The sequence below is a fragment of the Cupriavidus sp. 05N40 genome, assembly GCF_056397305.1.
The window spans coordinates 1-20852 of record NZ_JBFTND010000194.1 but is presented as its reverse complement, the minus strand read 5'-3'; the positions used below and the strand labels follow the sequence as shown (position 1 = coordinate 20852).

15 protein-coding genes and 1 pseudogene are annotated in these 20852 nt (G+C 62.0%); 8 read left to right on the top strand and 8 right to left on the bottom strand.

Features of this window, described 5'->3' with window-relative positions:
• A pseudogene (locus AC1DO7_RS32555) lies at nucleotides 1-377 on the bottom strand (HlyD family secretion protein); the annotation flags it as partial.
• Between the two features lie 12 nt (nucleotides 378-389).
• Entirely contained in the window at nucleotides 390-2015 is a 1626-nt protein-coding gene (locus AC1DO7_RS32550; protein WP_477117031.1) for an MFS transporter, read from the bottom strand.
• Between the two features lie 1933 nt (nucleotides 2016-3948).
• Between AC1DO7_RS32550 and AC1DO7_RS32545 the strand changes: the two genes are divergently transcribed.
• From AC1DO7_RS32545 to AC1DO7_RS32530, 4 genes are all read left to right on the top strand, one after another.
• A complete protein-coding gene (locus AC1DO7_RS32545; protein ID WP_441624393.1) occupies nucleotides 3949-4644 on the top strand; it encodes a GlxA family transcriptional regulator in 696 nt (231 codons plus the stop codon).
• Between the two features lie 302 nt (nucleotides 4645-4946).
• Nucleotides 4947-6725 (top strand): biosynthetic-type acetolactate synthase large subunit, encoded by a 1779-nt coding sequence (gene ilvB, locus AC1DO7_RS32540; protein WP_477117030.1) that lies wholly within the window; start codon nucleotides 4947-4949, stop codon nucleotides 6723-6725.
• Nucleotides 6718-7017: an ArsR/SmtB family transcription factor gene (locus AC1DO7_RS32535; protein WP_441613828.1), complete on the top strand. Its 300-nt coding sequence runs from the start codon at nucleotides 6718-6720 to the stop codon at nucleotides 7015-7017. The genes ilvB and AC1DO7_RS32535 overlap by 8 nt, the downstream gene beginning before the upstream one ends.
• A gap of 503 nt (nucleotides 7018-7520) precedes the next feature.
• Entirely contained in the window at nucleotides 7521-8597 is a 1077-nt protein-coding gene (locus AC1DO7_RS32530; RefSeq protein ID WP_441613829.1) for a GlxA family transcriptional regulator, read from the top strand.
• Nucleotides 8598-8640: 43 nt separating this feature from the next.
• Here the strand turns inward: AC1DO7_RS32530 and AC1DO7_RS32525 are convergent, their stop codons facing one another.
• The 3 genes from AC1DO7_RS32525 to mug all read right to left on the bottom strand — a co-directional run bounded on the left by AC1DO7_RS32525 (nucleotide 8641) and on the right by mug (nucleotide 11045).
• Nucleotides 8641-9636 (bottom strand): SLAC1 anion channel family protein, encoded by a 996-nt coding sequence (locus AC1DO7_RS32525; RefSeq protein ID WP_441649748.1) that lies wholly within the window; start codon nucleotides 9634-9636, stop codon nucleotides 8641-8643.
• Nucleotides 9637-9851: 215 nt separating this feature from the next.
• The gene (locus AC1DO7_RS32520) at nucleotides 9852-10430 is read right to left on the bottom strand and encodes a hypothetical protein (protein ID WP_441649749.1); all 579 of its coding nucleotides are present in this window, start codon (nucleotides 10428-10430) and stop codon (nucleotides 9852-9854) included.
• A gap of 72 nt (nucleotides 10431-10502) precedes the next feature.
• Nucleotides 10503-11045, bottom strand: a complete 543-nt coding sequence (mug, locus tag AC1DO7_RS32515; protein WP_441613832.1) for a G/U mismatch-specific DNA glycosylase — start codon at nucleotides 11043-11045, stop codon at nucleotides 10503-10505.
• Between the two features lie 743 nt (nucleotides 11046-11788).
• On the opposite strand from mug, the gene AC1DO7_RS32510 reads away from it, so the two are divergent.
• Nucleotides 11789-13438 carry a methyl-accepting chemotaxis protein gene (locus AC1DO7_RS32510; protein WP_441649750.1) on the top strand — a complete coding sequence of 550 codons (1650 nt, stop codon included), beginning with the start codon at nucleotides 11789-11791 and terminating at the stop codon, nucleotides 13436-13438.
• Between the two features lie 39 nt (nucleotides 13439-13477).
• Here AC1DO7_RS32510 and AC1DO7_RS32505 read toward each other — a convergent pair whose 3' ends face one another.
• Together AC1DO7_RS32505 and AC1DO7_RS32500 are read right to left on the bottom strand one after the other, a co-directional pair.
• Nucleotides 13478-14929 (bottom strand): heavy metal sensor histidine kinase, encoded by a 1452-nt coding sequence (locus tag AC1DO7_RS32505; RefSeq protein ID WP_441649751.1) that lies wholly within the window; start codon nucleotides 14927-14929, stop codon nucleotides 13478-13480.
• Entirely contained in the window at nucleotides 14929-15603 is a 675-nt protein-coding gene (locus tag AC1DO7_RS32500) for a heavy metal response regulator transcription factor (RefSeq protein WP_441613835.1), read from the bottom strand. The genes AC1DO7_RS32505 and AC1DO7_RS32500 overlap by 1 nt, the downstream gene beginning before the upstream one ends.
• Nucleotides 15604-16452: 849 nt before the next feature.
• On the opposite strand from AC1DO7_RS32500, the gene AC1DO7_RS32495 reads away from it, so the two are divergent.
• The 3 genes from AC1DO7_RS32495 (at nucleotide 16453) to AC1DO7_RS32485 (ending at nucleotide 20304) form a co-directional block, all read left to right on the top strand.
• A complete protein-coding gene (locus tag AC1DO7_RS32495; protein ID WP_441649752.1) occupies nucleotides 16453-17250 on the top strand; it encodes a transcriptional regulator in 798 nt (265 codons plus the stop codon).
• A 701-nt stretch (nucleotides 17251-17951) separates the two neighbouring features.
• Nucleotides 17952-19223, top strand: a complete 1272-nt coding sequence (locus AC1DO7_RS32490) for an MFS transporter (protein ID WP_441649753.1) — start codon at nucleotides 17952-17954, stop codon at nucleotides 19221-19223.
• Nucleotides 19224-19647: 424 nt separating this feature from the next.
• Nucleotides 19648-20304, top strand: a complete 657-nt coding sequence (locus AC1DO7_RS32485) for an LLM class oxidoreductase (protein WP_441649754.1) — start codon at nucleotides 19648-19650, stop codon at nucleotides 20302-20304.
• Nucleotides 20305-20483: 179 nt separating this feature from the next.
• On the opposite strand, the gene AC1DO7_RS32480 is transcribed toward AC1DO7_RS32485, so the two are convergent.
• Nucleotides 20484-20852, bottom strand: a 369-nt coding sequence (locus tag AC1DO7_RS32480; RefSeq protein ID WP_477117029.1) for a MarR family winged helix-turn-helix transcriptional regulator, incomplete at its 5' end; no start/stop codon positions are given.

The following is a 20852-nucleotide window of genomic DNA, read 5'->3' as shown; positions in this document are numbered from 1 at the left end:
GAGCGAAGCGTGGCGCGCGCCTGCTCGACGAGCGAGGGGTGCCGCGCAATCTCGGCGTCGTAGTTTGCTATGGATGCCTTGGCTGCCGCCACGTCAGCCTGCGCACTCGACAATGCGGCCCGGAAATCGCGGTCATCGATACGTACCATCAATTGCCCGGCCTTGACCCACTGATTGTCGTTGACCAGTACCTCGGAAACCTGGCCAGCGATACGCGGCGCCACGAGCGTGAAGTCGGCCGAGACGTAGGCATCATTTGTGGATTCGGTATCCGAGCCGCCAAGAAACCGAATGCAGGCCCATACAGCGATGGCGACGGCAATGACAAGCGCGGCAATGCTAACAATTTTGAGAGGAGATCGTGTGGCGGATGACATGAAAATCGTCCCTTAGTGAGAAGAGGGCGGCGTAGTGCACCATGGGGGATAGATACGCACGGGTAGTATCGGAACAAGAACAAGAAGGGCGACGGCGACGCCTGCCATCACACGATAGAGATCGGCCGAGGTCAGTACCACGGCCTGCTCGTGGATCCGGTGTGCGAGTTGACCGAGACTATGGGTCGCATCGATGCTATAGCTCGTCACCAGCGCGTTGTTGCCCAACTGGTCCACGAGCATGTTCGAATGAAAACGTTCGCGATCTGTACCCAATCCTTCGATAAGACCCGTCGCCACAGCAGCGAAGAAAGTCTTGACCGAGTTGAACATAGCCGAAGCGAACGGGCCTTCCGCTGGCGGCAAGCCCGTCGTGACGCCCATCAGGATCGCCATGATCACCATCGGTTGCGCAACGATCTGTAGTGACTGRAGCAGGTAGAAGTTCTCGCGAACCCACTCGGAGGTCATGAAGCTMCCCATCAGGCASGTCGYGACCATGAGAGAAAGCCCGACGGCCATGACCCATCTATGGTCAACGCGCCGAAGATTCATGAAGGCGGCAGTCAGAGGAAGCGCAACCAATAGCGGGATCGCGACCAGCAACGACAGGGGTGCCGTTTGCAGTGGCCTGTACGCGTGGATGGTGGCGAGATACTGGCCCGGTATGGCGGCGACACCGATCAGCAGTATCACCGCGCCCGCGAGTGTCGTGAGTCCGTGCGCGAAGTTCCTTCGTGAAAGCAGCTGGAGCTTGAAAAAAGGAAGCGGGTGAAACCACTCGTTGACGAGGAAGRCCACAAGCAAGAACGTCCCGCCAAAAAACATCACGCGAATGAACTCGGAATTCAGCCAGTCAAGRCGATCACCTTGCAGGAGACCGATCACGAGCATGGCGACCGCCGGGAGTCCCGTGAGGAATCCGGTCCAGTTGAATGAACGGAGTCGTTCGAGTTTGAGCGGATCCGGCGGAAGCCCCTGCTGGATCGCCAGGCAGCACGCTACGCCAAGCGGCACGATTTGCCAGAAGACCATTTGCCAGCCGACATACTCTGTCCACAATGCCGCGAGCGGTGCGCCGAGCGCCGGCCCGAAGGTCGCAGTGAGTGCATACCCGGCGAGCCCGTACAGCTTGACCTTCGGGGGAAGATAGCGCAGCGCCACAATAATCAGCATGGGCGGGAGGCATCCGCCGGCGATCCCCTGGAGGACACGCAGCACATATAGCGTAAGGAGGTTCGGTGCGAAGGGGCAAAGGATCCCGAACAGCATCGTGGCGAGCACGGCGCCGATCGTGAACCGCTTCAGCGTGAAGGTGATCCCGAACCACGGAGCAAACACCATGGTGGCGACGTTAGCCGCCTCGAACAACGTGGTCAGCCAGGTCCCGTCGTCACGTCCGATCGAGAACGCTCCCCGGATATCGGCCAACGCTACCGCGGTGACCTGTTCGTTGAGGATCGCCAGTAGGGACGCGAGCAGCATCCCGATCAGGCCGACGGCGAGACGAAGCGATAGCGAGGCTTGTGCGGGCGTTGGCTGGACAGGAGGGGCCACCTCTTGCTCGGGAACCGGTGCGGGCGGTTCTACGATCGTCAGCTCTTCCGTTCCAGTTGTTGAAGGGTCGGCGGTGGTCATAAGGGTCCTACTAGCTACTCGTGTTCAAGAGGTCATCACATTTGGAAACCACAGCCAGACGCCACGCGCTCACAAGGTTCCAAGATCCGTTCTGGAATAAATCGAGGCAATGACCCCAGCTTTTTGTTAAGTCATTTCGCTCAACGTGTTTTCGCTTTTTGCCGTCGCGTAACCAGTCAACGAATTCTACGAGGCGGGCCAGACCTCTGATAGCGTAAACAGGCGATGTTCTGGGCCATTCTGTTCGTGAATCTTGCCAACATATCCGTCCGGGGCGCGACGAGGTTGAAATAGGGAACCCGCGCCCCGTTTCGAAGCCGGATAAACGCTGCAATTTGCGAAACAGTCAGTTCATCTCCTGCGCAATTAAGCGCGAATTCAAGCTTGCACGACGACGAACCACGAAGATCGATATCGGGTCGCAACCGGCTCAGGCTTCAGGCTGCACCTCGTCAAGAAATTGCGATGCCTCCCGGCGAACAAACCTTCCGTACTCCTCGGAGCACCCCGGTGTCCGCAGGCGGGTCTTCCGGCAGCTTCGCGCCTCGTTCGGACAGTGCCGCGGCTGCCTGGTGTTTGGCCAGCCAAACGATGTGATGTAAAGAAGCCGCATCCCGGCGCTGCTGGCAAGCTTCGTTGCCGTGTCGTAGTCAAGCGGTGCATTCACTGTAGGGGATAGACGGTGCTTCCCGAAGCCCGGCAGGTCGGGTATCGGGCCAATGTGTTTGCGTATCCCGCCTCGGTAACTGTGGATGCCTGGGTGGCGCATTCGCGCCGCGCTATGCGAGCGTCTGCGTCAATATCATGCCGAAGTGCTCGACGGAAGACTCCAGTCCGTTCTGACGGCATTCGAACCCGAATCAACGCGTGTGAACTTGCCTGACGTGGGGGGCGTGGCCCCTGCGCGCGCCGCCGGGTGCCTATTGTTGTAAGTGGATGCTTCGTATTGCGGAAGGCGCCAGCTTTCCAGGAAAAGCAATTAGCCGGCCAGATAAACGACGCGTCGGGATTCGATAGCTTCTATCCGCAAGGTCGCGCTATCGTCGATGCCGCACGGATACCCGGTTTGATTCCAGGTAGCTTCACCGGGAATCCCGGTGCGGGGATCTCCATAACGGGGATCTCCATAAGATTGAAGCGAATCGGCGCGATTCGCGAACGCACGAGACGTTGCGAAGCGACTGGCTTGTCGGCCCTGCCATAGATCCACGGCCACATCCAGCAGTGTGAAAGCACCGTGGTCGATATTGACGAGCGACGAATGCAGCTTAGCGCAGCAACCGCATGGCAAGGATGTCGTAGCCGGCAAATGACTTTTGCGTCCGTGTAAGAAGACGAAGCGCATACGGCAAAGCCCAAGTGGCGCTCGATGGCCAATGCGATGGACACGGTAGGACGCATGGCGGTTCCGTCGATACGACGTGGCCCAAATCTCACATCGATTGGCCAGCCATGGCGCCATGTGCGTGTTTCCGCTGCCGTGTCGACTCACTAGACTTGCCTTGGGGAATGCGGCTGGGAACCTGACCCAGGCGTGGCAGGAAACCGCAGAAGCCCTGGTTGCGCCTCGGGCTAGCCAGGATGGGGCGATCGCCGCCTCGCCATATGTCGCGGTCGAAGTCTGGGCCGGATCCCAAGCAAGGACGGATTCATCATGTTGATTCGGGAACGCCAGGCCTCTTTCTTGTCCGGGGGAAGCGCCCTTGATGTCGAGGGGCAAGCTGAGTTTTATTTGGCCGACCCTGCGCCGGTCACGGGTGCGTGGCGTGCATGGAGCCTCATCGGGCCGCAGCTGCGCGAGATCGTGCGTTCCGGTGCAGGGCTGCTGCATGCGGGGCCGCCCGCATCCGCCGCGACCGTACCCGGCTACCACGCTGCGTACGTGGCGAGGCGGGGCGCGTTTGCTTCGAACGCATTCGCGGAGTAACGGCGCATGCGTGTCGCGATGATGCTGTATGCCGGATTTCGCTTGTTCGAGGTGGCCGGCCCGATGGATGTGTTTCACGAGGCAAACCGGGTGTGGGGCGGAAAATTCTACGAGCAGCATCTCGTCGGGGCGTCGCCCGGGCCTGTCGTATGCTCAAACGGCATGGCGGTGCGCACGACAGAGTGCCTGTTGGATGTGCACACGCCGTTCGACCTTATCGTGGTACCTGGTTCCCCGCTCGCCGGCCTGGGGCATGAGCATCGGGACTTGGTGGATTGGCTCAGCGATGCCGGGCGCAAGGCGGGAAGGCTCGCATCCGTGTGCAACGGCGCCTTCTTGCTCGCGCGTGCCGGTCTTGCCGACCACCGCTGGTTGACCACGCATTGGCGCGACGCGCAACGCCTCGCAACCGAGCATCCCCTGGTACACGTCATGACCGATCTAAGCTGCCTGAAGGACGGTAACCTGTATTCGTCGGGCGGCGTGGGCGCCGCCATTCATCTGGCCCTGGCCCTGGTCAGGGAGGACCTTGGCGAAATCGTAGCGGGAAGCGTCGACAAAGCGTTGTTGACGCCGTCGGGCTGGAGCGCGAAGCGAGCCCATCCGATGCCGCATTCCCTCCCGCGCGGATGCGACGGCGATGGCCCGGATGGCGACGTCACGGTCAGTCATGGCCCAAATGCGATCCATTTTGGCCCGTGAACGGGCTTCTTGGCTGAGCGCGCGGCTCCGATCGTTGGCAGAATGGTTGCCACGATCCTCACAATTCTTCCAGAAGCACATCAAGAAAGTGCTRGGTGGACTGGGCCAGGACGGAGAACCCGTCGAAGCAATCGTCCATGAGCTGGTGCCGAACATACGCTGTTCTCGAGTTGGATGGGAAATCGCCCTTTGATCTTGGTCGCTGATATTGTCAGCGCCGGTTTCCATGCGAGCCAGCCGTGACCCGAAMCCCGCACGTWGTTTCACCCATCTCCCTGAAGCCAGCGCACGCAAGCGAATCGATGTCGGGTGCCGACATCATCCTGCGTGTCCTCAGCGARSAGGGCGTCGATACCGTATTTGGATATAGCGGCGGCGCCATCTTGCCGACCTACGACGCTGTTTTCCGTTTCAACGAAATGCACGAGGGARACCCCGAGCGTCAGATCAAGCTCGTGGTACCCGCCAATGAACAGGCCGCGGGCTTCATGGCCGCCGGTTACGCGCGCGCCAGCGGAAAAGTCGGCGTATTCATGGTGACCTCCGGCCCGGGCGCGACGAACGCGGTGACGCCGATCGCCGACTGCAACGGGGATTCGGTCCCGGTCGTSCTGATATGCGGGCAGGTGCCGCGTGCCGCGATCGGCACCGATGCCTTCCAGGAAGCGCCCGTCTTCAACATCATGTCGGCGTGCGCCAAGCAGGTCTTCCTGGTGACCGATCCGGCGAAACTGGAATACACACTGCGGACCGCGTTCGAAGTGGCGCGCACCGGTCGTCCGGGCCCGGTTGTGGTGGATGTGCCGAAGGACATCCAGAACTGGACGGGGCCCTATCATGGGCAAGGTACCTTRCMGTTCCGCGGCTACTCCGATCGTCTTCGCATGGTCGCAAAAGGCGCTCGTCTGGACGAGAAAAAGCGCACCGAATTCTTCGATCTCCTGGGGCAGAGCAAGCGGCCGCTGCTGTATGTCGGTGGCGGCGTGATCACGGCCGGCGCAACGGCKGAACTGCGTCGATTCTCCGAGCGCTACGGGATCCCCGTCGTAACGACGCTCATGGGCCTTGGCGCGATACCGGCGAAACACGAGCTGTGTCTTGGCATGCTCGGKATGCACGGTGCCGCCTGTGCGAACTACGCGGTGGAGGATTGCGATTTCCTGATTGCGGTGGGTGCGCGATTCGATGACCGGGTCGCCGGCGGGCGCCCGGATGCCTTTGCTCCCGGTGCGCGGCATGTCGCGCATATCGATATCGACGAGGCGGAGATCAACAAGGTCAAGCGGACSCACTGGAGTCACATCGGCGATGCGAAGAGCGCRCTGCTGTCATTGATGGAACACGCGCCGGCCGCGCGATCGCCCTCGGACTGGCTCAGCCAGGTGATCGAGCTGAAGCGGACCTATGGCATGAATTACGACAGAAACAGCGCCGCGATTCAGCCGCAGTTCGTGATCGAAAAGCTCAGCGARATMACGGCCGGCCAAGCCATCATCAGCACGGGTGTCGGCCAGCACCAGATGTGGGCCGCGCAGTTCTTCGAGTTCGTCGAGCCTCGCAGCCTTCTGACGTCGGGCAGCATGGGAACGATGGGCTTTGGGCTGCCGGCGGCGATCGGTGCCCAGCTGGCGCGCCCGGACGCGCTGGTGATCGATATCGATGGCGATGGCAGCATCCGGATGAATATTGGCGAGCTGGAGACCGCGAGCACGTACGGGGTTCCGGTCAAGGTGCTGCTGCTCAACAATCGCGGCGACGGGATGATCCGGCAGTGGCAGCGTCTCTATTTCGAGGGGCGATTTTGCGTAAGCGACAAGGCGCTGCATCGCAAGGATTTCGTGATGGCGGCACAGGCCGACGGGTTCGAATTTGCGCGTCGCGTGGAAACGATAGGCGAGATCGAAGRCAGCCTCAGGGCGTTCGTGGAGTTTGACGGACCCGCCTTGCTCGAAGTGATGATCGACGAGAACGCCGACGTGTTTCCGATGGTGGGACCGGGCCAGAGCTACGCGAGCATGCTCACGGGACCGTTCATTCCGTCCCGCTCCGGGCAGGAAACGGGCAATCAACTCCATGATTGACGCGAACCTGATTCATAAAGCCCTCGCGAACCGCTTCCGGCGTCAGATCCTGGCGTGGCTGAAGACGCCGAACGAGGTCTTCGTACAGGGCTACATCGATCTTGGTCATGGCGTGCCGTCGACTGTGATTCACGCRCGYAGTGGCCTGTCGCAGTCGACCGTATCGGCGCATGTCGCAACGTTGGTCGAGGCCGGCCTTCTTGTTCAGACCCGGGTGGGGCAGTGGATCCTCCTCTCTCGGAATGAAGAAGTGATACGCGCCTTTGCCAGGCAGATCAGCTTGCATCTGTAGGCGCCGGCCTTGTCGATCGGAGGGGCGGACGTACTGCCCTCGCGAGTCACCGGGCCTTGTTCATAGGCGACCGGTAGGAGCGTTTGCCCGTCTTCCTGAGCGAAGCCGTATTGCAATCGCATCTGTTCAGCCTCATCTACCTGTAACTGTGCGTCGGCGGCTGCAGGCTCCGACCGGAATGGCGAGAATGAACGGAGCGGTCATACGACCCCGTTGACTGCCGGGATTCCGGTGTCCAGATCGACGTGGGCCTGCTTGTATGTAAATACGCTTTTCAATGACAATTAATCCGGTCCAGTCACGGCCCCAGGGGGCACGCCGTCGGACGAACATCTGATATTCTGAGCAAACTTGCATAGATTTGAGCGCGTCGGCGGCCATGCATTCCATAGTGCACTTGGCAAAGCCACCGGTTGGTTGACTTTGTTCGAACAACCCTTACAGCAGCGCCCAGGATGGCGTAGCCGTTACGCCGGTATAGAAGTGAACGAACAGATCCATTGATGAAACTCGCTGTTGTCGTGTTTGATGGAGTACAAGCGCTAGACATTGCTGGCCCGATGGATGTATTCGCGGAGGCCAACGCACTATTGCCACCCCATAAGCGGTACGAGATTTCATTGGTGGGCGTGCGCCCCGATAGCGTCACCTGTTCGAACGGCATGGAAATTAGTGTGCCGGTGGACTATCGCAACTATTCCGACGATTGCGATCTCCTGTTGGTGGCAGGGGGGCCGCGTGCTCCGGAGATGCGTCCCGACCCGGATTTCCTGTCGTGGCTTCACGATAAAGCGCTGACCACGCAGCGGTTCGGAGCGGTTTGCAACGGCGTATTTCTGCTTGCGCACGCCGGGCTCCTTGATGGACGGGAAGTCACTACGCATTGGTCCGAGACCAAGCGACTCCAGGAGCATTTTCCGCGTGCCTTCGTGCGGCCAGACAAGATCTTTGTCCGTGACGGCAGCTTGTTCACGTGTGGTGGCGTCACCGCCGGCATCGACCTGTGCCTCGCATTGGTCGCCGAAGACCTGGGTCACGCGCTCGCGGTGAAGGTTGCGAAGCGCCTGATTGTCTATATTCGCCGGGACGGCGGACAATCTCAGTACAGTCCATACCTCGCTGTCGGCCCGGAGGAAGACTCCATCGTCAGCAAGGCGCTGCGGTACGTCAACGACCATATCGCAGATGCCTTCTCGATCGAGGAATTGGCGGACGCGGTAGGCGTGAGCCGGCGCACGTTCAGCCGCACCTTTGCGAAGCACGCCAAGGTTGCCCCTTCTGTCTTTGTCGAGCAGGTACGCGTCGACTTCGCCAGGAAGTTGCTCGAGCAGACGGATGTGCCTCTCAAGACGATTGCGTTCAGGAGTGGATTCCATAGCTCCACGCACATGCGGATGATCTTTTCGCGACGCCTCGACATCACACCCAAGCAGTATCGCCAGCGCTTCCAGGAGAACGAGGGTGGGTCAGGCGATATTGCGGACCAAAGCAGCCACAACAAGCATCCGCTGCCGGGCAAGCTGCGTCGGGACGATATTCGGATCACGTCATCGCGCGAAGTTGCTATCGCTAAACGCTGAATTGCGCGGCCCCGCTTCCTGAACCTCGTCTGCCATAGCCGGATCATCCGCCGGATAGCAAGTCACCGCTGAACACAATCCGCATGGTCCGCACGAAGAGCACGACGATCACCACGGACAAGAACGCGAGCAGAAGAATCGCCAGCACGGTAATCGGCCAGACACGAACCGTGTCCGCGTATTTCAATGCGGCGCTCGTCAATGCCGCAACCGGAAAGCTGACGCCCCACCAGCCCGCGGCAAACGGAATGCTCCGACGGAACACCTTGAAGACCAAGGTAAAGAAAAGGAACAATCCGAAATAGAACAGGACCGCCGCGAACACATCAACTCTTTGCGTGAAATTCGTGTAGGCCAGGAACCCCACTTCGAACGGAGCGATGAGGATCATGAGCGAGGGAATCATGCCGCTCGCCAACTTCTCATGATGAATCAGCCGGGACACAATCATGGTGAAGAACACAAGAGCAAGAATGGTCCCGACGGCCAGGGAGAAGATATTGAACTCGTGCGCCCACGGCATGGACATCGTTCCCCCCGCCACGGCGATATCGAGCGTCGCGACGCCGGGGATCAGCCACGCCGGCAGTGCATGCCCGGAATCGATCTTTCCGCGGAAAAGCCGGCTGACAATAGTGAACGCGAGGGCGATGGTGCCGATGGCGCCAATGGTCCAGACGACTTCCGCCGTTGCCTGACTGGCCTGGCCGATGATCGAAGAGATCAGCAAGACCGCGATAGGCACCGTACCGAAGAAGTTTCCGGCAATTGGATGCCGAAACTCATGCATCACGGCATCCGGATACTTTGCGATCTTCACCGCGTACGAGACTGCCAGAATCAGAAACGCGATCACCGCCAAGAGTCCGATCACACCAGAGATGATCGGGCTGACGCCATACTGATTGGCGGCCAGTCGCCAGGCAAGCGAAAGCCCGGAAATACCCATGACCGAGGCAAAGAGATTCACCGGAAGATGCTTCACCGACATCTCACGTTTCTCAATTGCGTGCTTGGCGGGTGGTTGTAAAGCCTGCATCGATTCTCCTCAGTAAATGGCCGTACCACGGAATCGCAGCGACGTAGCGATTTGGGGAGTATAAGTTCGGATGCAGAGCGGAGTTCCTCCCGCGCAAGGCTGTTTGGGGCCAAATTATTCTAGTTTCTGGCCACCATGAACCACGGAAGTAAGCCAGGCACATCGGCCCGATCGGCGTGGATGCTCAGGCCTTCCGTGACGGGGTGGTACGAATGTCATGCAAATCGAAGCGAGGTCAGTGTCTCGATGTCAGCACGCGTTGCGCCGGCCATGGCTTCGACGAATGTCACGCCTTCGCCGGTGACATCGATGACAACCGAGTCGGAGATGATTCTGTAGGGGACACCATCGTTCTCGCCGTCCATCAGGGAACCGGCCATGTCCTTGATCCCGCGAGCCGATCCAAGCAGGAGTACAACCCGCTTGGCCCCGCTGCCGATCGCCCAGCGGGCAATCGCAACACCATCTCCATGCTTGCCGCTTGCGTCGATGATCGCCATGTCCATGGACGGGCTGGTCATTTCGGCGAATGAATCGGTGGAGTGATATACCTCCCTCTGCCGGGCATCGCCGTGCCGTTGCCGACTGCCAGCGATGAAGCCCGCATCCATGAAATCGTCCGTCGGATACGACATCATGCCTGGCACGCCGTCATGAACATGCAACCAGACTTCGGTATCCGTCGGAACCCGACTTGCTACCGCCGCCGGCAAACCGGGGCCCAGGTAGACAAATTCTCCATCCTTGAGATGCGTTGCTGCGCGCTCAAGCATCTGCTCGGTCGTCCATACCATCTTGCACTACCTCCTGTTCATCTTGAACTGCCGCTGTTTGCCGGACACCGCAAGGAAATCCTCATCGCCGGCCTAACTCTCCGCGGCGAGGCGGAACTCGCCGTAGGCGTCAACCAGGTCGGCGAGACTGAAGCCACGGTTTCGGCCGCTTGGGTTCGGCAATACCCATACCTTCGAACTGCTTATTGGCTGCCGCTGTGGCCCCCAACTGACCACCCGCTGCCCGGTCATGGCCGCATAGGCGGCCTTACCCAGGAATGCGATATAGGCCGGACTGAAGCGTTCGAGCTTCGCTGCCAGCTGCGGCGAACCACCGACATACTCCTCGTGCGAGAGTTCGCTCGCACTGGCTGTTGGGCGGCTCACCGCGGTTGCCAGACCGTATCCATACGAAAGCAACAGATGACAATCCGCGGGCCTGAGCTCGCGGTCGGTGAACCCTGCGAGATGGATCGCCTGCCAGAAGCGGTTCCCGTGGCCGGCAAAGTGAAAGCCGGTCATCGCTGCCTGCAACCCGGGATTCAATCCGCAGAACACGCCCGAAAGCCCCGGCCTCATCATGTCCTGCAGGGGCCCGGAAGGTTCTTGCGCCGGGACCAGGTGGGGATGCGTCATTTCTCTGTCCTTCGCCCTCGCCGCGGGCAACCTGAACATGCAGGAATCCGACTGGCCTTCCCGCCCGCCGCATCGGCGACAGGGCGCGGCGGGTTTTTCAACTATAGAGAAGGCCCGTAGCCCGGGGCGTTGAAGATAGGCCAGAAGCTGGCCATAGTTTGTCGCTTGTCGGCCATTGGGGTTTCTCGCTCACATGGCCTCCCGGCCTGGGACGGCGCCCGGCGACTGGCTCATAGCCGCTGCTGCGCGACATGTCTAGTCCTACTAAGGTTGGGGGAAATTCGTTTCGGCTTGCGTCGATATCCCATACAGACACGGCCGCCCCGATCTTCTGCTGTCTTTTTCCCCGCGGCAACAAGCTTCCGACGGGCGGCTTCCAAACGCGCCGATGGAGAGCATCCGGGGCAGTTTGCAGAAGTGAAGCGGTGCACCACCACCGGTACGCAACGCGCACCCGGCCACTGCTTCCATTCGAAGGTATATCGAGATCCTCTACAAGCGGCGGCGGCAAGCGAAACTCGAATGCCGAACCACGGGGGAAGTCGCCGCTAAATACCGTAGCCAGCAGGTTGCGGCATATATCGGGCATGAATCGGATCGCGCATATATCGGCTGTGTCGGGAAGGAGACGCCCGCCATGCGGATTCCTGCGGGACGTCTGGCCGTGAATTTAACAGCATCGTCTCCCGGCCAAAGGTCGAGAGACGGTCCGAATTGCCGATACCGTATTTCAAGAAGCAACCATGAACGAAAATCGAAAACTCACCCTCAATCAACGGCTCTGGATCCCTTTCGGGCTGATATGGCTGGCGATGATTGGCATCGTTACTTACGAGGCATCAGTCACTCGCGCGGAGCAGTTTGCCGGTCGTCAGCGCGAAATGCAGAGCATTGCTGAAGCCGCGGCCAGCATTCTCGTGGCAATCGAGAAACAGGCCGCGAGCGGTAGCATGTCGATGGAGGAAGCCCGGAAGCAGGCGAAGGAGAGGCTTAGGCCAATCCGCTTCGGTGTGGATGGCTATGTTTCGATTACGGACTTTTCCGGTCGGTCGATCATGCATCCGTTCAAGCCGGAGAACGAGGGCCAGGACATGAGCGGGCTAAAGGACCCGACCGGCAAGGCCATCTACGTCGAGATTGCCAAGGTTGCCCGCGACCAGGGCGGCGGCTTCGTGAGCTATATGTGGGCCAAGCCGGGAGCAAGCGAGCCGGTGCGTAAGCTCAGCTACGTAAAGCCGTTCAATGCATGGAAGTGGACTGTCACTACAGGCGCCTACATAGACGATATCGAGGCGACTTTTCGCGAGGAGCTTCTTCACTCCATCGTGCTGCTGGTCTTCCTGGGGGGCGCCGCGACCTTGCTTGCCGGTTGGCTATTGCGTAGCGTTCACCGTGAGCTGGGCGGAGAGCCGGCCTATGCCGCCTCGATAACGAGCAGCATTGCGGCTGGTGACTTCACCCGCCACGTAGCGCTTCGCGGGAACGACACCTCCAGCTTGCTCTACGCCATGCAACGCATGCAGGGCAAGCTCGCCGGCACGGTGGCGCAGATTCGTGAGTCGGTGGACTCGGTAGCTACTGCGACCGCCGAAATTGCCGCGGGCAATGCCGATTTGTCCTCGCGTACCGAGCAGCAGGCCGCCTCGCTCGAGGAGACGGCCGCGAGCATGGAAGAACTGACCACCACCGTCCAGCACAATGCGCAGAGCGCTCGCCAGGCGAGCGGGCTGGCAAACAATGCGTCAGAGATCGCGAACCAGGGCGGCGAGGCAGTAGGTGCGGTGGTCAGCACCATGGCACAGATTGCCGAGAGCTCGGGTCAGATCGCCGACATTATCGGTGTAATCGAAAGCATCGCCTTCCAGACCAACATTCTCGCGCTCAACGCTGCGGTCGAGGCGGCGAGGGCCGGGGAACAGGGCCGCGGCTTTGCCGTCGTAGCAGAGGAAGTGCGCAGCCTTGCCCGGCGTTCGGCGACCGCCGCCAAGGAAATCCGCACCCTGATCGGCACTTCCGTCGAGCGCGTCCGGAGCGGATCCGAACTTGTCACACGAGCTGGCTCGACCATGACGGAGATCACGCAATCGATCCGTCGCGTCACTGACATCATGGGTGAGATTGCCGCGGCATCGGAGGAGCAGCGCAGCGGCATCGAACAGGTCAATCGGGCGGTGACACAGATGGACCAGGTCACGCAGCAGAATGCGGCGCTGGTGGAGGAGGCTTCCGCGGCGGCACATTCGCTCGAAGAACAGGCGGCCACGTTGCGGCATGCGGTTTCGGCGTTCCGTATTGCGGAGCAAGCGGACGCTGCCACATTCCCGCGGCAGGCTGATTCCGCATATGCAAGCCATGCGTCCAGTGCGCCAACCCTGAATCGATCGATGCGATAAAGCATCGTCGCCACGAAGGCGGATCATGGTTCGATCGCCTCAGGTACGGTGTTGAGCCGATGCGGAATCCGCCGTGCCTGCCGGGAAGAACAGCCTGAATGCCGTTGTCCCCCCGACTTTGGACTCCACCTCGACGCGCCCGTGATGCAAGTCCATGATGGACTTCACGATGGCCAGACCGATGCCTGCCGACTCTCCCGAGTTGGCGCGGGCCGGATCGCCACGGAAGAAGCGGTCGAATAGCCTGGGCAGGTGTTCTGGCGTGATGCCGGCGCCGGGGTTGCGTACTTCAATGCTGCCGCCTGCCGGCCCCGAGCGCGCCGTCATCACCACCGTCTGCCCGGGGGGTGTGTAGCGGATGGCATTGGCCACCAGGTTGCTGACAGCGCGCCGCAGCAGCAGAGGATCTGCCTGCACCGCGCCACTGCCATCCACCGCGATCGCCACGCCGCGCGCCTCGGCCAGTCCTTCGAAGTAATCGGACAGCGCGCCAAGCTCGCGCGCCAGGTCCAGCCGCGCGGGCTTGACGGCCACGCGGGCGTTCTCCGCCCGCGCGAGAAACAGCATGTTCTCGATCATGCGGGCCAGCCGCTCGTACTCTTCGATATTGGACGCCAGCAGGGCCTGGTATTCGTCGGCGCTGCGTTCGCTCGCCAGTGCGACCTGGCTCTGTCCCAGCAGGTTGCCGATGGGCGTGCGGAAGTCATGCGCAAGATCGGCGGAGAACTGGGAAAGCCGCTCGAAGCCGTCGCGCAGCCGGTCCATCATCTGCTGCAGGGCCGTGGCCAGTTCCTCCAGTTCGGGCGGCAACTGGGCCGGGTCTACCGGCAACTCCAGCCGCCGCACCGTGACCGACGAGGCGCCGGCAGCGATGCGCCGCAGCGGCGCCATGCCGGTGCGCAGCGCCAGATAGCCAAGCGCGGCCACCGCCAGCGTGCCGAGCAGACCGGCCAGCAGCAGCTTGGCGCGGTAGGCGTACAGCATCGTGCTGCGTGCAATGGCGGTCTGGTAGAGCGTGAAGGTCAGCGCTGGCTGTGCTGCGGCGGTTCCGGTACCAGCACCCGCATCCGCGCCCGGCCGTACGAGTGCTCTCACGCCGTGCGCGGGATAGCCTTGCTGCGTGGTCCAGCTGCGTATCGACCCGGGGCCGATCGGCGCATCGGGAGCAAGCGGCGCCAAGGCGGGCGGTGCGTCCGTCCCGGTATTGGCGGCCACCAGCACCCTGCCGTCGGCGCCGTGCACGAGCAGTGTGAATTCGTCGTTGCCGGACACCACGCTGCCGACCTCCTTCCACTCGGCAGCGGCCTGGGTGCTTCGCTCCGCCAGTTCATTGCGCACGCGCGCCGCCTTGCGCAGCAACTCCGCGTCGTCGCGCTCGATCACTTGCGTGGCCAGCGCGCGATAGAGGTAGGCGCCAACGCCGCCGAACACGAGCGCGGCGACCAGGCCAAAGGCGAGCGCCAGGCGGGAGGTGAGCGAAAGCCTGCGCATCAGGACTGCCGGCGCTCCAGCACATAGCCCATGCCGCGCACGGTATGGATCAGCTTGGGCTGGAAATCGTCGTCCATCTTGGCGCGCAGGCGGCGCACGGCCACATCCACCACGTTGGTATCGCTGTCGAAGTTCATATCCCAGACATGGGAAGCGATCTGGGTGCGGCTGAGCACCTCGCTGTGCCGGCGTGCGAGGAAATGCAGCAGGGAGAACTCGCGCGGGGTGAGTTCGATGCGCTGTCCGGCACGCGTGACGCGGTGGCGGATCAGGTCGATCTCGAGGTCTTCGATCTCGATGCGGTCAGCCTCGCGCACCGGGCCGCGCCGCAGCAGCGTGCGCACGCGCGCCAGCAACTCGACGAAGGCGAAGGGCTTGGCGAGATAATCGTCGCCGCCGAGCTCCAGGCCGCGCACGCGATCCTCCACCTCGTCGCGCGCCGTCAGGAACAGCACCGGCGTGTCCTTGCGCTCGCGTAGCTGCTTGAGCACTTCCCAGCCGTTCATGCCCGGCAGCATCACGTCCAGGATGACCAGGTCGTAGCTGACTTCCAGGGCCTGGTGCAGGCCGTCGGTGCCGGTCACGGCCAGGTCGACCACGAAGGCAGACTCGGTGAGTCCCTTGCGCAGGTATTCGCCGGTCTTGGGCTCGTCCTCCACCACCAGAAGTCTCATGCTCGTCCTCGTCTAGCCAATGCCGGCAGGCGTGCAAACGGCGCCTGCATGCCCGGATGATAGTCGCTGGCGAGATAGCCCTGAATGACAAATCTGTAATCGATTCGAAAGCATCCTCCGCCCCGGGCGACACCGGATCCAGGCCGTTGAACGGCTCACGGCAGCCGGCGCGCCTTTGGTCCGGGGGAACGGCGGATGTGGATCACCAGGCTCGCGCCGGGCCATGGCAGTCCGCGGATGGGATGAAAACAGATTCCCCCATCAGGGGGGACAAGAACCTGTGAACTTCTGAAATTCGTCTATTTCTCAGAGATTTTTATGTCAGAAATTAAAACTACAATATATGTATTAAAAATGTCTTGGGTTATAGTTTGCGCGAATCGCCGCATGGTTGTGGCTTCCAGGGCTGTCGCGACCGGATATGCGATTCGCATGGCCGCGACCCGGCCGGGCGCAAAAGGCAATAACTCGCAAGGAGGGGTAGGGCGCCGTCATATATGTCGGTCGTATATGTCAGTCTCATGTGTCAGGCGTATATGTCAGGCGTATATGCCGGTCGTATGTAGTTGGTATTAAATCGGTATCAGGAAAGTACATTCACGTCCTTGGCGGTGTCCAGCACCCATAGCGATCAAGGATCAAGCCGTCCGGAGAAGACAGAACTCGCCGAAGGTACGCCGGGCGCGAGGAGTGCCGTGCAGAGCGGGTTCGAGCCCGCCGCGCGGCATGCACTGGCACGCGCTGCATTCGGGAAATGACCATGGCGGTACGCGAGAGCCGGGAGGCATCTGCGCGGCACGTTTTGGCACGGGTAAATGGGGTCCAAAATCTCAACGGTGAGGGGCATGGATGCAGTACCCAGGGGTATTCACGAGCCAAGAGCTGGACAACTATTTTTCATCCTTCGTCGGCATGGAGGGCGGTAACCCGCGCGCGTCCGTCTGGATCTGCGATCGCAGCCCGCATCCATGGTCCGAGCCGCTGGTGCGGCCGCTGCGGCCACGCACCGAGCCTCCCGCATGGGATGCGGCGTTCCGCCTGCGGCACCGGGATGACATGGAGCGCTGGCTGCATCATCAGCGCATCGCGCGCATCATGGCGGCCGCCCGCGCGCAGGCGCTGGGCGAGCGGCTGGGCGACGATGACTGGAAGCACTATTACCGGGACCGCCTGTACGCGCCCGGCGGCAGCGAGTTCAAGCTGAACCTGTTCCCGTTGCCGGCGCAACTCGACGGCCTGACGCCGTGGTCCAAGGTGTTCCGCGGCCAGTCGGAACTGGTGCCCAAGGACCGCTACCTGAACTTGTGCCGGCAGGGCGGGCGCTTCCGCTTCCTGCAGCAGGCATGCGCGCGCTGGCGGCCCAAGCTGGTGGTCTGCCTCGGCTATCGCCATGCCGAGGACTACCTGCACGCCTTCGGGCTGGAGCACGCGGCCGGCCAGGACCTGCCACTGCAGCCGGCGGACCTGGTGAGGATCCTGCGGGTGTTCGACAAGGACGGCACGACGTGGATCAACTGTCCGGCCCTGGCGGGCAGCGCCGGATTGACCTCCGATGTACTGCTCAACGCATTCGGCCGGCTGTTGGGCACGTGGCTCGCGCCCGCCGACTTCGGCGTGCCGGCCGAGGCGGCCCTGGAGTGCGCCTAGCGCCCTGATCGGTACTGGCATCGAGGCGGTCCGCCGACAAGATGCGGACGCGCCATTCCGTCGGGACATGTGCGCGGCAAGGCGGCCGCCTTGCCGCGCATCGTTCCCCGGCACGCCAGCCAGGGGGCACGGCCCGACCGATTCCCTCTTCCATCCCGCCGGCAAGCCGCACAGGCTCCCGCAATAGCGCCCATCCCCGCCCCGGGCCCCCGCCCCTGATTGCCGGGCGCGGAACGCACTCCTGGCGCCAATCCTCCCAACTTGTCCCGACATGTCCTGGCGGCAGGCCTCGCGCCGGAGCGGCGCCACGCCCGGTTCCCCCGTTTGCCGAATCCGGACGATGACGTCCGGCCGTACTCCGCCCAAGTGCCGAGGTCGCGCGGGTGACGCCGGCTGCGCGGCACGGAACGGAATATCACCCGGGCGGCGCGCTCGCCATATATCGTGAAAAACGAATGTAATTTGCTTTGTATTCTCTTTGAGAGATACTATGCTATGACTATTCACTTTCCTCTCAGAGGGCGGCCGTGATGCATCCGGCAGTGCAATGGGTCAGGCAATGTGGGTCGCTTGCAACTTCGTTGCCCGCGTGCGAACTGGCCAAACGGCTCGCGCGTGAAATGAGCGACGCGTCCGCGGCGTAGCGCGTGTTGCAACACCGAAAGTGACTCCAAGTCAATCTTCAGAACGGCGATGACAATATGAATCCCCCGGAAAACCCACCCACATCGGCGGCGAGACCGCTCGCCAGCACCAGCTACTCAGAGCGCAATGCGCCGTACTGGCGGCGCAATCTCGCCATCTGCGTATTCGGCTCCTTCACCACGCTGGTGAGCCTGAGCATGCTGCTGCCTTTCCTTCCGCTATATGTGCAGCAGCTCGGCGTCGTATCGCCTTCTGCCGTCGTGCAGTGGTCGGGAGTGGCCTTCGGCGCGACCTTTTTCGGTACCGCGATCACCGCGCCGCTCTGGGGGCGTCTCGCCGACCGCTACGGGCGCAAGCCGATGCTGGTGCGCGCAGCGATCGGCATGGCGATCGTGATGTCGCTGATCGGGCTCGCCCACAGCGTCTTCGTGCTCGTCTTGCTGCGCCTGGTCGCGGGCCTGATCGGTGGCTTCGCATCGGCCTCGATTGTCATGATCGGCACCCAGGCGCCGCGCGAGCGTGCCGGCTGGGCGCTCGGCATCCTCTCTACGGGTGCGCTTGCGGGCAATCTGATCGGTCCGCTCGTGGGTGGCTTCCTGCCGGACTGGGTTGGCATCCGTGGCACGTTCTTCGTCGGCGGCGCAATGATCGCGGTGACGGCTCTCCTGGTCATCCTGCTGGTGAAAGAAGATTTTCGCCGCGAGTCCGATGTGAAGAAGCCCTCGGCGTCGGCGGGGCTCTCACCGGCGCCGAACCGCTCTGTCACTGTCACTCTGCTGCTGACCGCAATGATGGTGCTTCTCGCCAATATGTCCATCGAGCCGATCATCACGGTGTATATCGGCAGCCTTGGCGTGCCCACCGACCATCTCGCGCGCGTGGCCGGCATTGTCATGGCGTCCTCCGCGTTAGGCAGCATGCTGACCGCCGCGCGGCTTGGTGCGCTTGCCGATCGCATCGGTGGCTGGAACGTCATCATCGGCTGTCTTCTGGCAACGGGACTGGTCATGGTGCCGCAGGCCTTCGTGACGCAATGGTGGCAACTGGCTATCTTGCGCGGCTTGATGGGAATGACGCTGGCCGGCTTGCTTCCTGCGATTGCCAAGTTGGTGCGGCAATCGGTCGACGAACGGGAATCCGGGAAGATGCTGGGCTATCTGCAATCCGCCCAGTTCACCGGGCAGGTAGTGGGGCCATTGATCGGCGGACAGATCGGCGCGCATGTCGGATTGCATGCGGTGTTCTACGTGACCGGCTTGCTATTGGTTGCGTGTGCCGGCATCAACCAATGGGGCCGGTCTTTCAAGCTGCGGGTCTCCAACGCCTGACAATGCACTGCCGGCGCCTGGCGAGCATCGGGCCCCGCGTTGCACTTCGCGGGGCGATTTGCCGATAGACAGGCAGCATCCCGGTTTCGACGCGAAGCTCCGTGCCCGTGCCTGGCAGCAAGCCGACGATCGCCGGTAGGCATATTGTCCGGCGACGACAGGCCGGCACTGCGCCTCGAACCGCGCGCCTCCAGCACCGGCTGGCGCCTTGCGCCGCACCAGTCAATGGTCCGCCACGCAGCACTTCCTGCCACCGGCAGCGGTGGATCCAATGTCCCGGTTACCGCGATGGAACAACTGAATTGCGGTCGGGGCGGATTATCTTTCCGCGGGAAAAGACAAGAATTCCGGTACCGAGGCGCGCAGCCTCGTCGGCGTGACAGGCACTTGCCGCCCATGAGCCGCGCCCAAACCGGAGTCCATCATGCAAGCAGCACAGTTCTCTCAGCAACCGATCGAGCAGCAGGGCGATATCCCTCACTGGGCCGATGAGCTCCCGGCGGGGACGTGGCTGGAAAGGGCCGCTTTCGAAGAGCTTCCCTATACCTTCGAGCGATTCGCGAATCCTGCGCATTCCGGATACCTCGACACGGTGTGGGGCAGCGCGTATCCGGCCCTGGATAGTGGCTATGGCTACCTCGGCGGCGCGGATGTCATTCCCAAGCCGGTAGCGCGCCGGGTCCCGCTGATTGTCACCGGTCACAGCCAGCAAAGCATCGAATGGATCGCCGAGCATGGAGATGGCTGGATTACCTATCCCCGCAGGCTCGATCTGCAGGCCCAGCTGGTGAAGAACTGGCATGACACGGTGGCGGAAATCGATCCGGCGGCATTCAAGCCCTTTTCCCAGCCTTACCACATCGATCTGGATGCGGACCCCGATCTTGCGCCGGTGCCGATCCATGGCGGGCACAAGCTGGGACGAAAGGCGCTGCTGCGCCACCTGGAGTTCCTCGAGTTCGCCGGCGTGAACCATGTCCTGCTCAACCTCAAGTACGGAAGCCGGCCCGCCGCCGACGTGATGGATGAGCTYGCTACGCACATCGTCCCCCGCTTTCCGGCGCACGAGACGTATCGCTGATGCGTGATTCCACCTGGACCTGACCGCAGTTCAGTGACGGGCGTCATCGCAAATACTCGCTTCTGGCGAATGCGACCTGTCCATGGAACGCACGGGAGGATGAGACGCCGTGGTTCGCGACAGGACTCCGGTCGCGAACCATCGGCGGCAGATGGGCGCCAGTGGCTGACGGGCGCTTGCTAGCCCTTGTCCGGCGTGGCGCTGATGAGATTGTCGCGCAGCGTCGTGACCGCCTTCTGGATATTCCGGAATTCGTCGGGCGCGAGGCCGCAAGCCTCCACGAGGTCCATGCTCAAGCCTGTCTCGCGCAAGCGTCGGCCTGAATCGGTCAGGCTCAGCACAACCTGGCGCTCATCGGCGGCATCGCGTTGCCGGCGGATGTAGCCCATGGCTTCGAGCTTCTTCAGGATCGGTGTCAATGTGTTGGATTCCAGGAAGAGCTTCTCGCCAAGCCCGCTGACGGTCTGGTGGTCCTCTTCCCACAAGGCAATGATGACGATGTATTGCGTATAGGTAAGTCCGAGTGCCTGAAGAATGGGCTTGTAGGC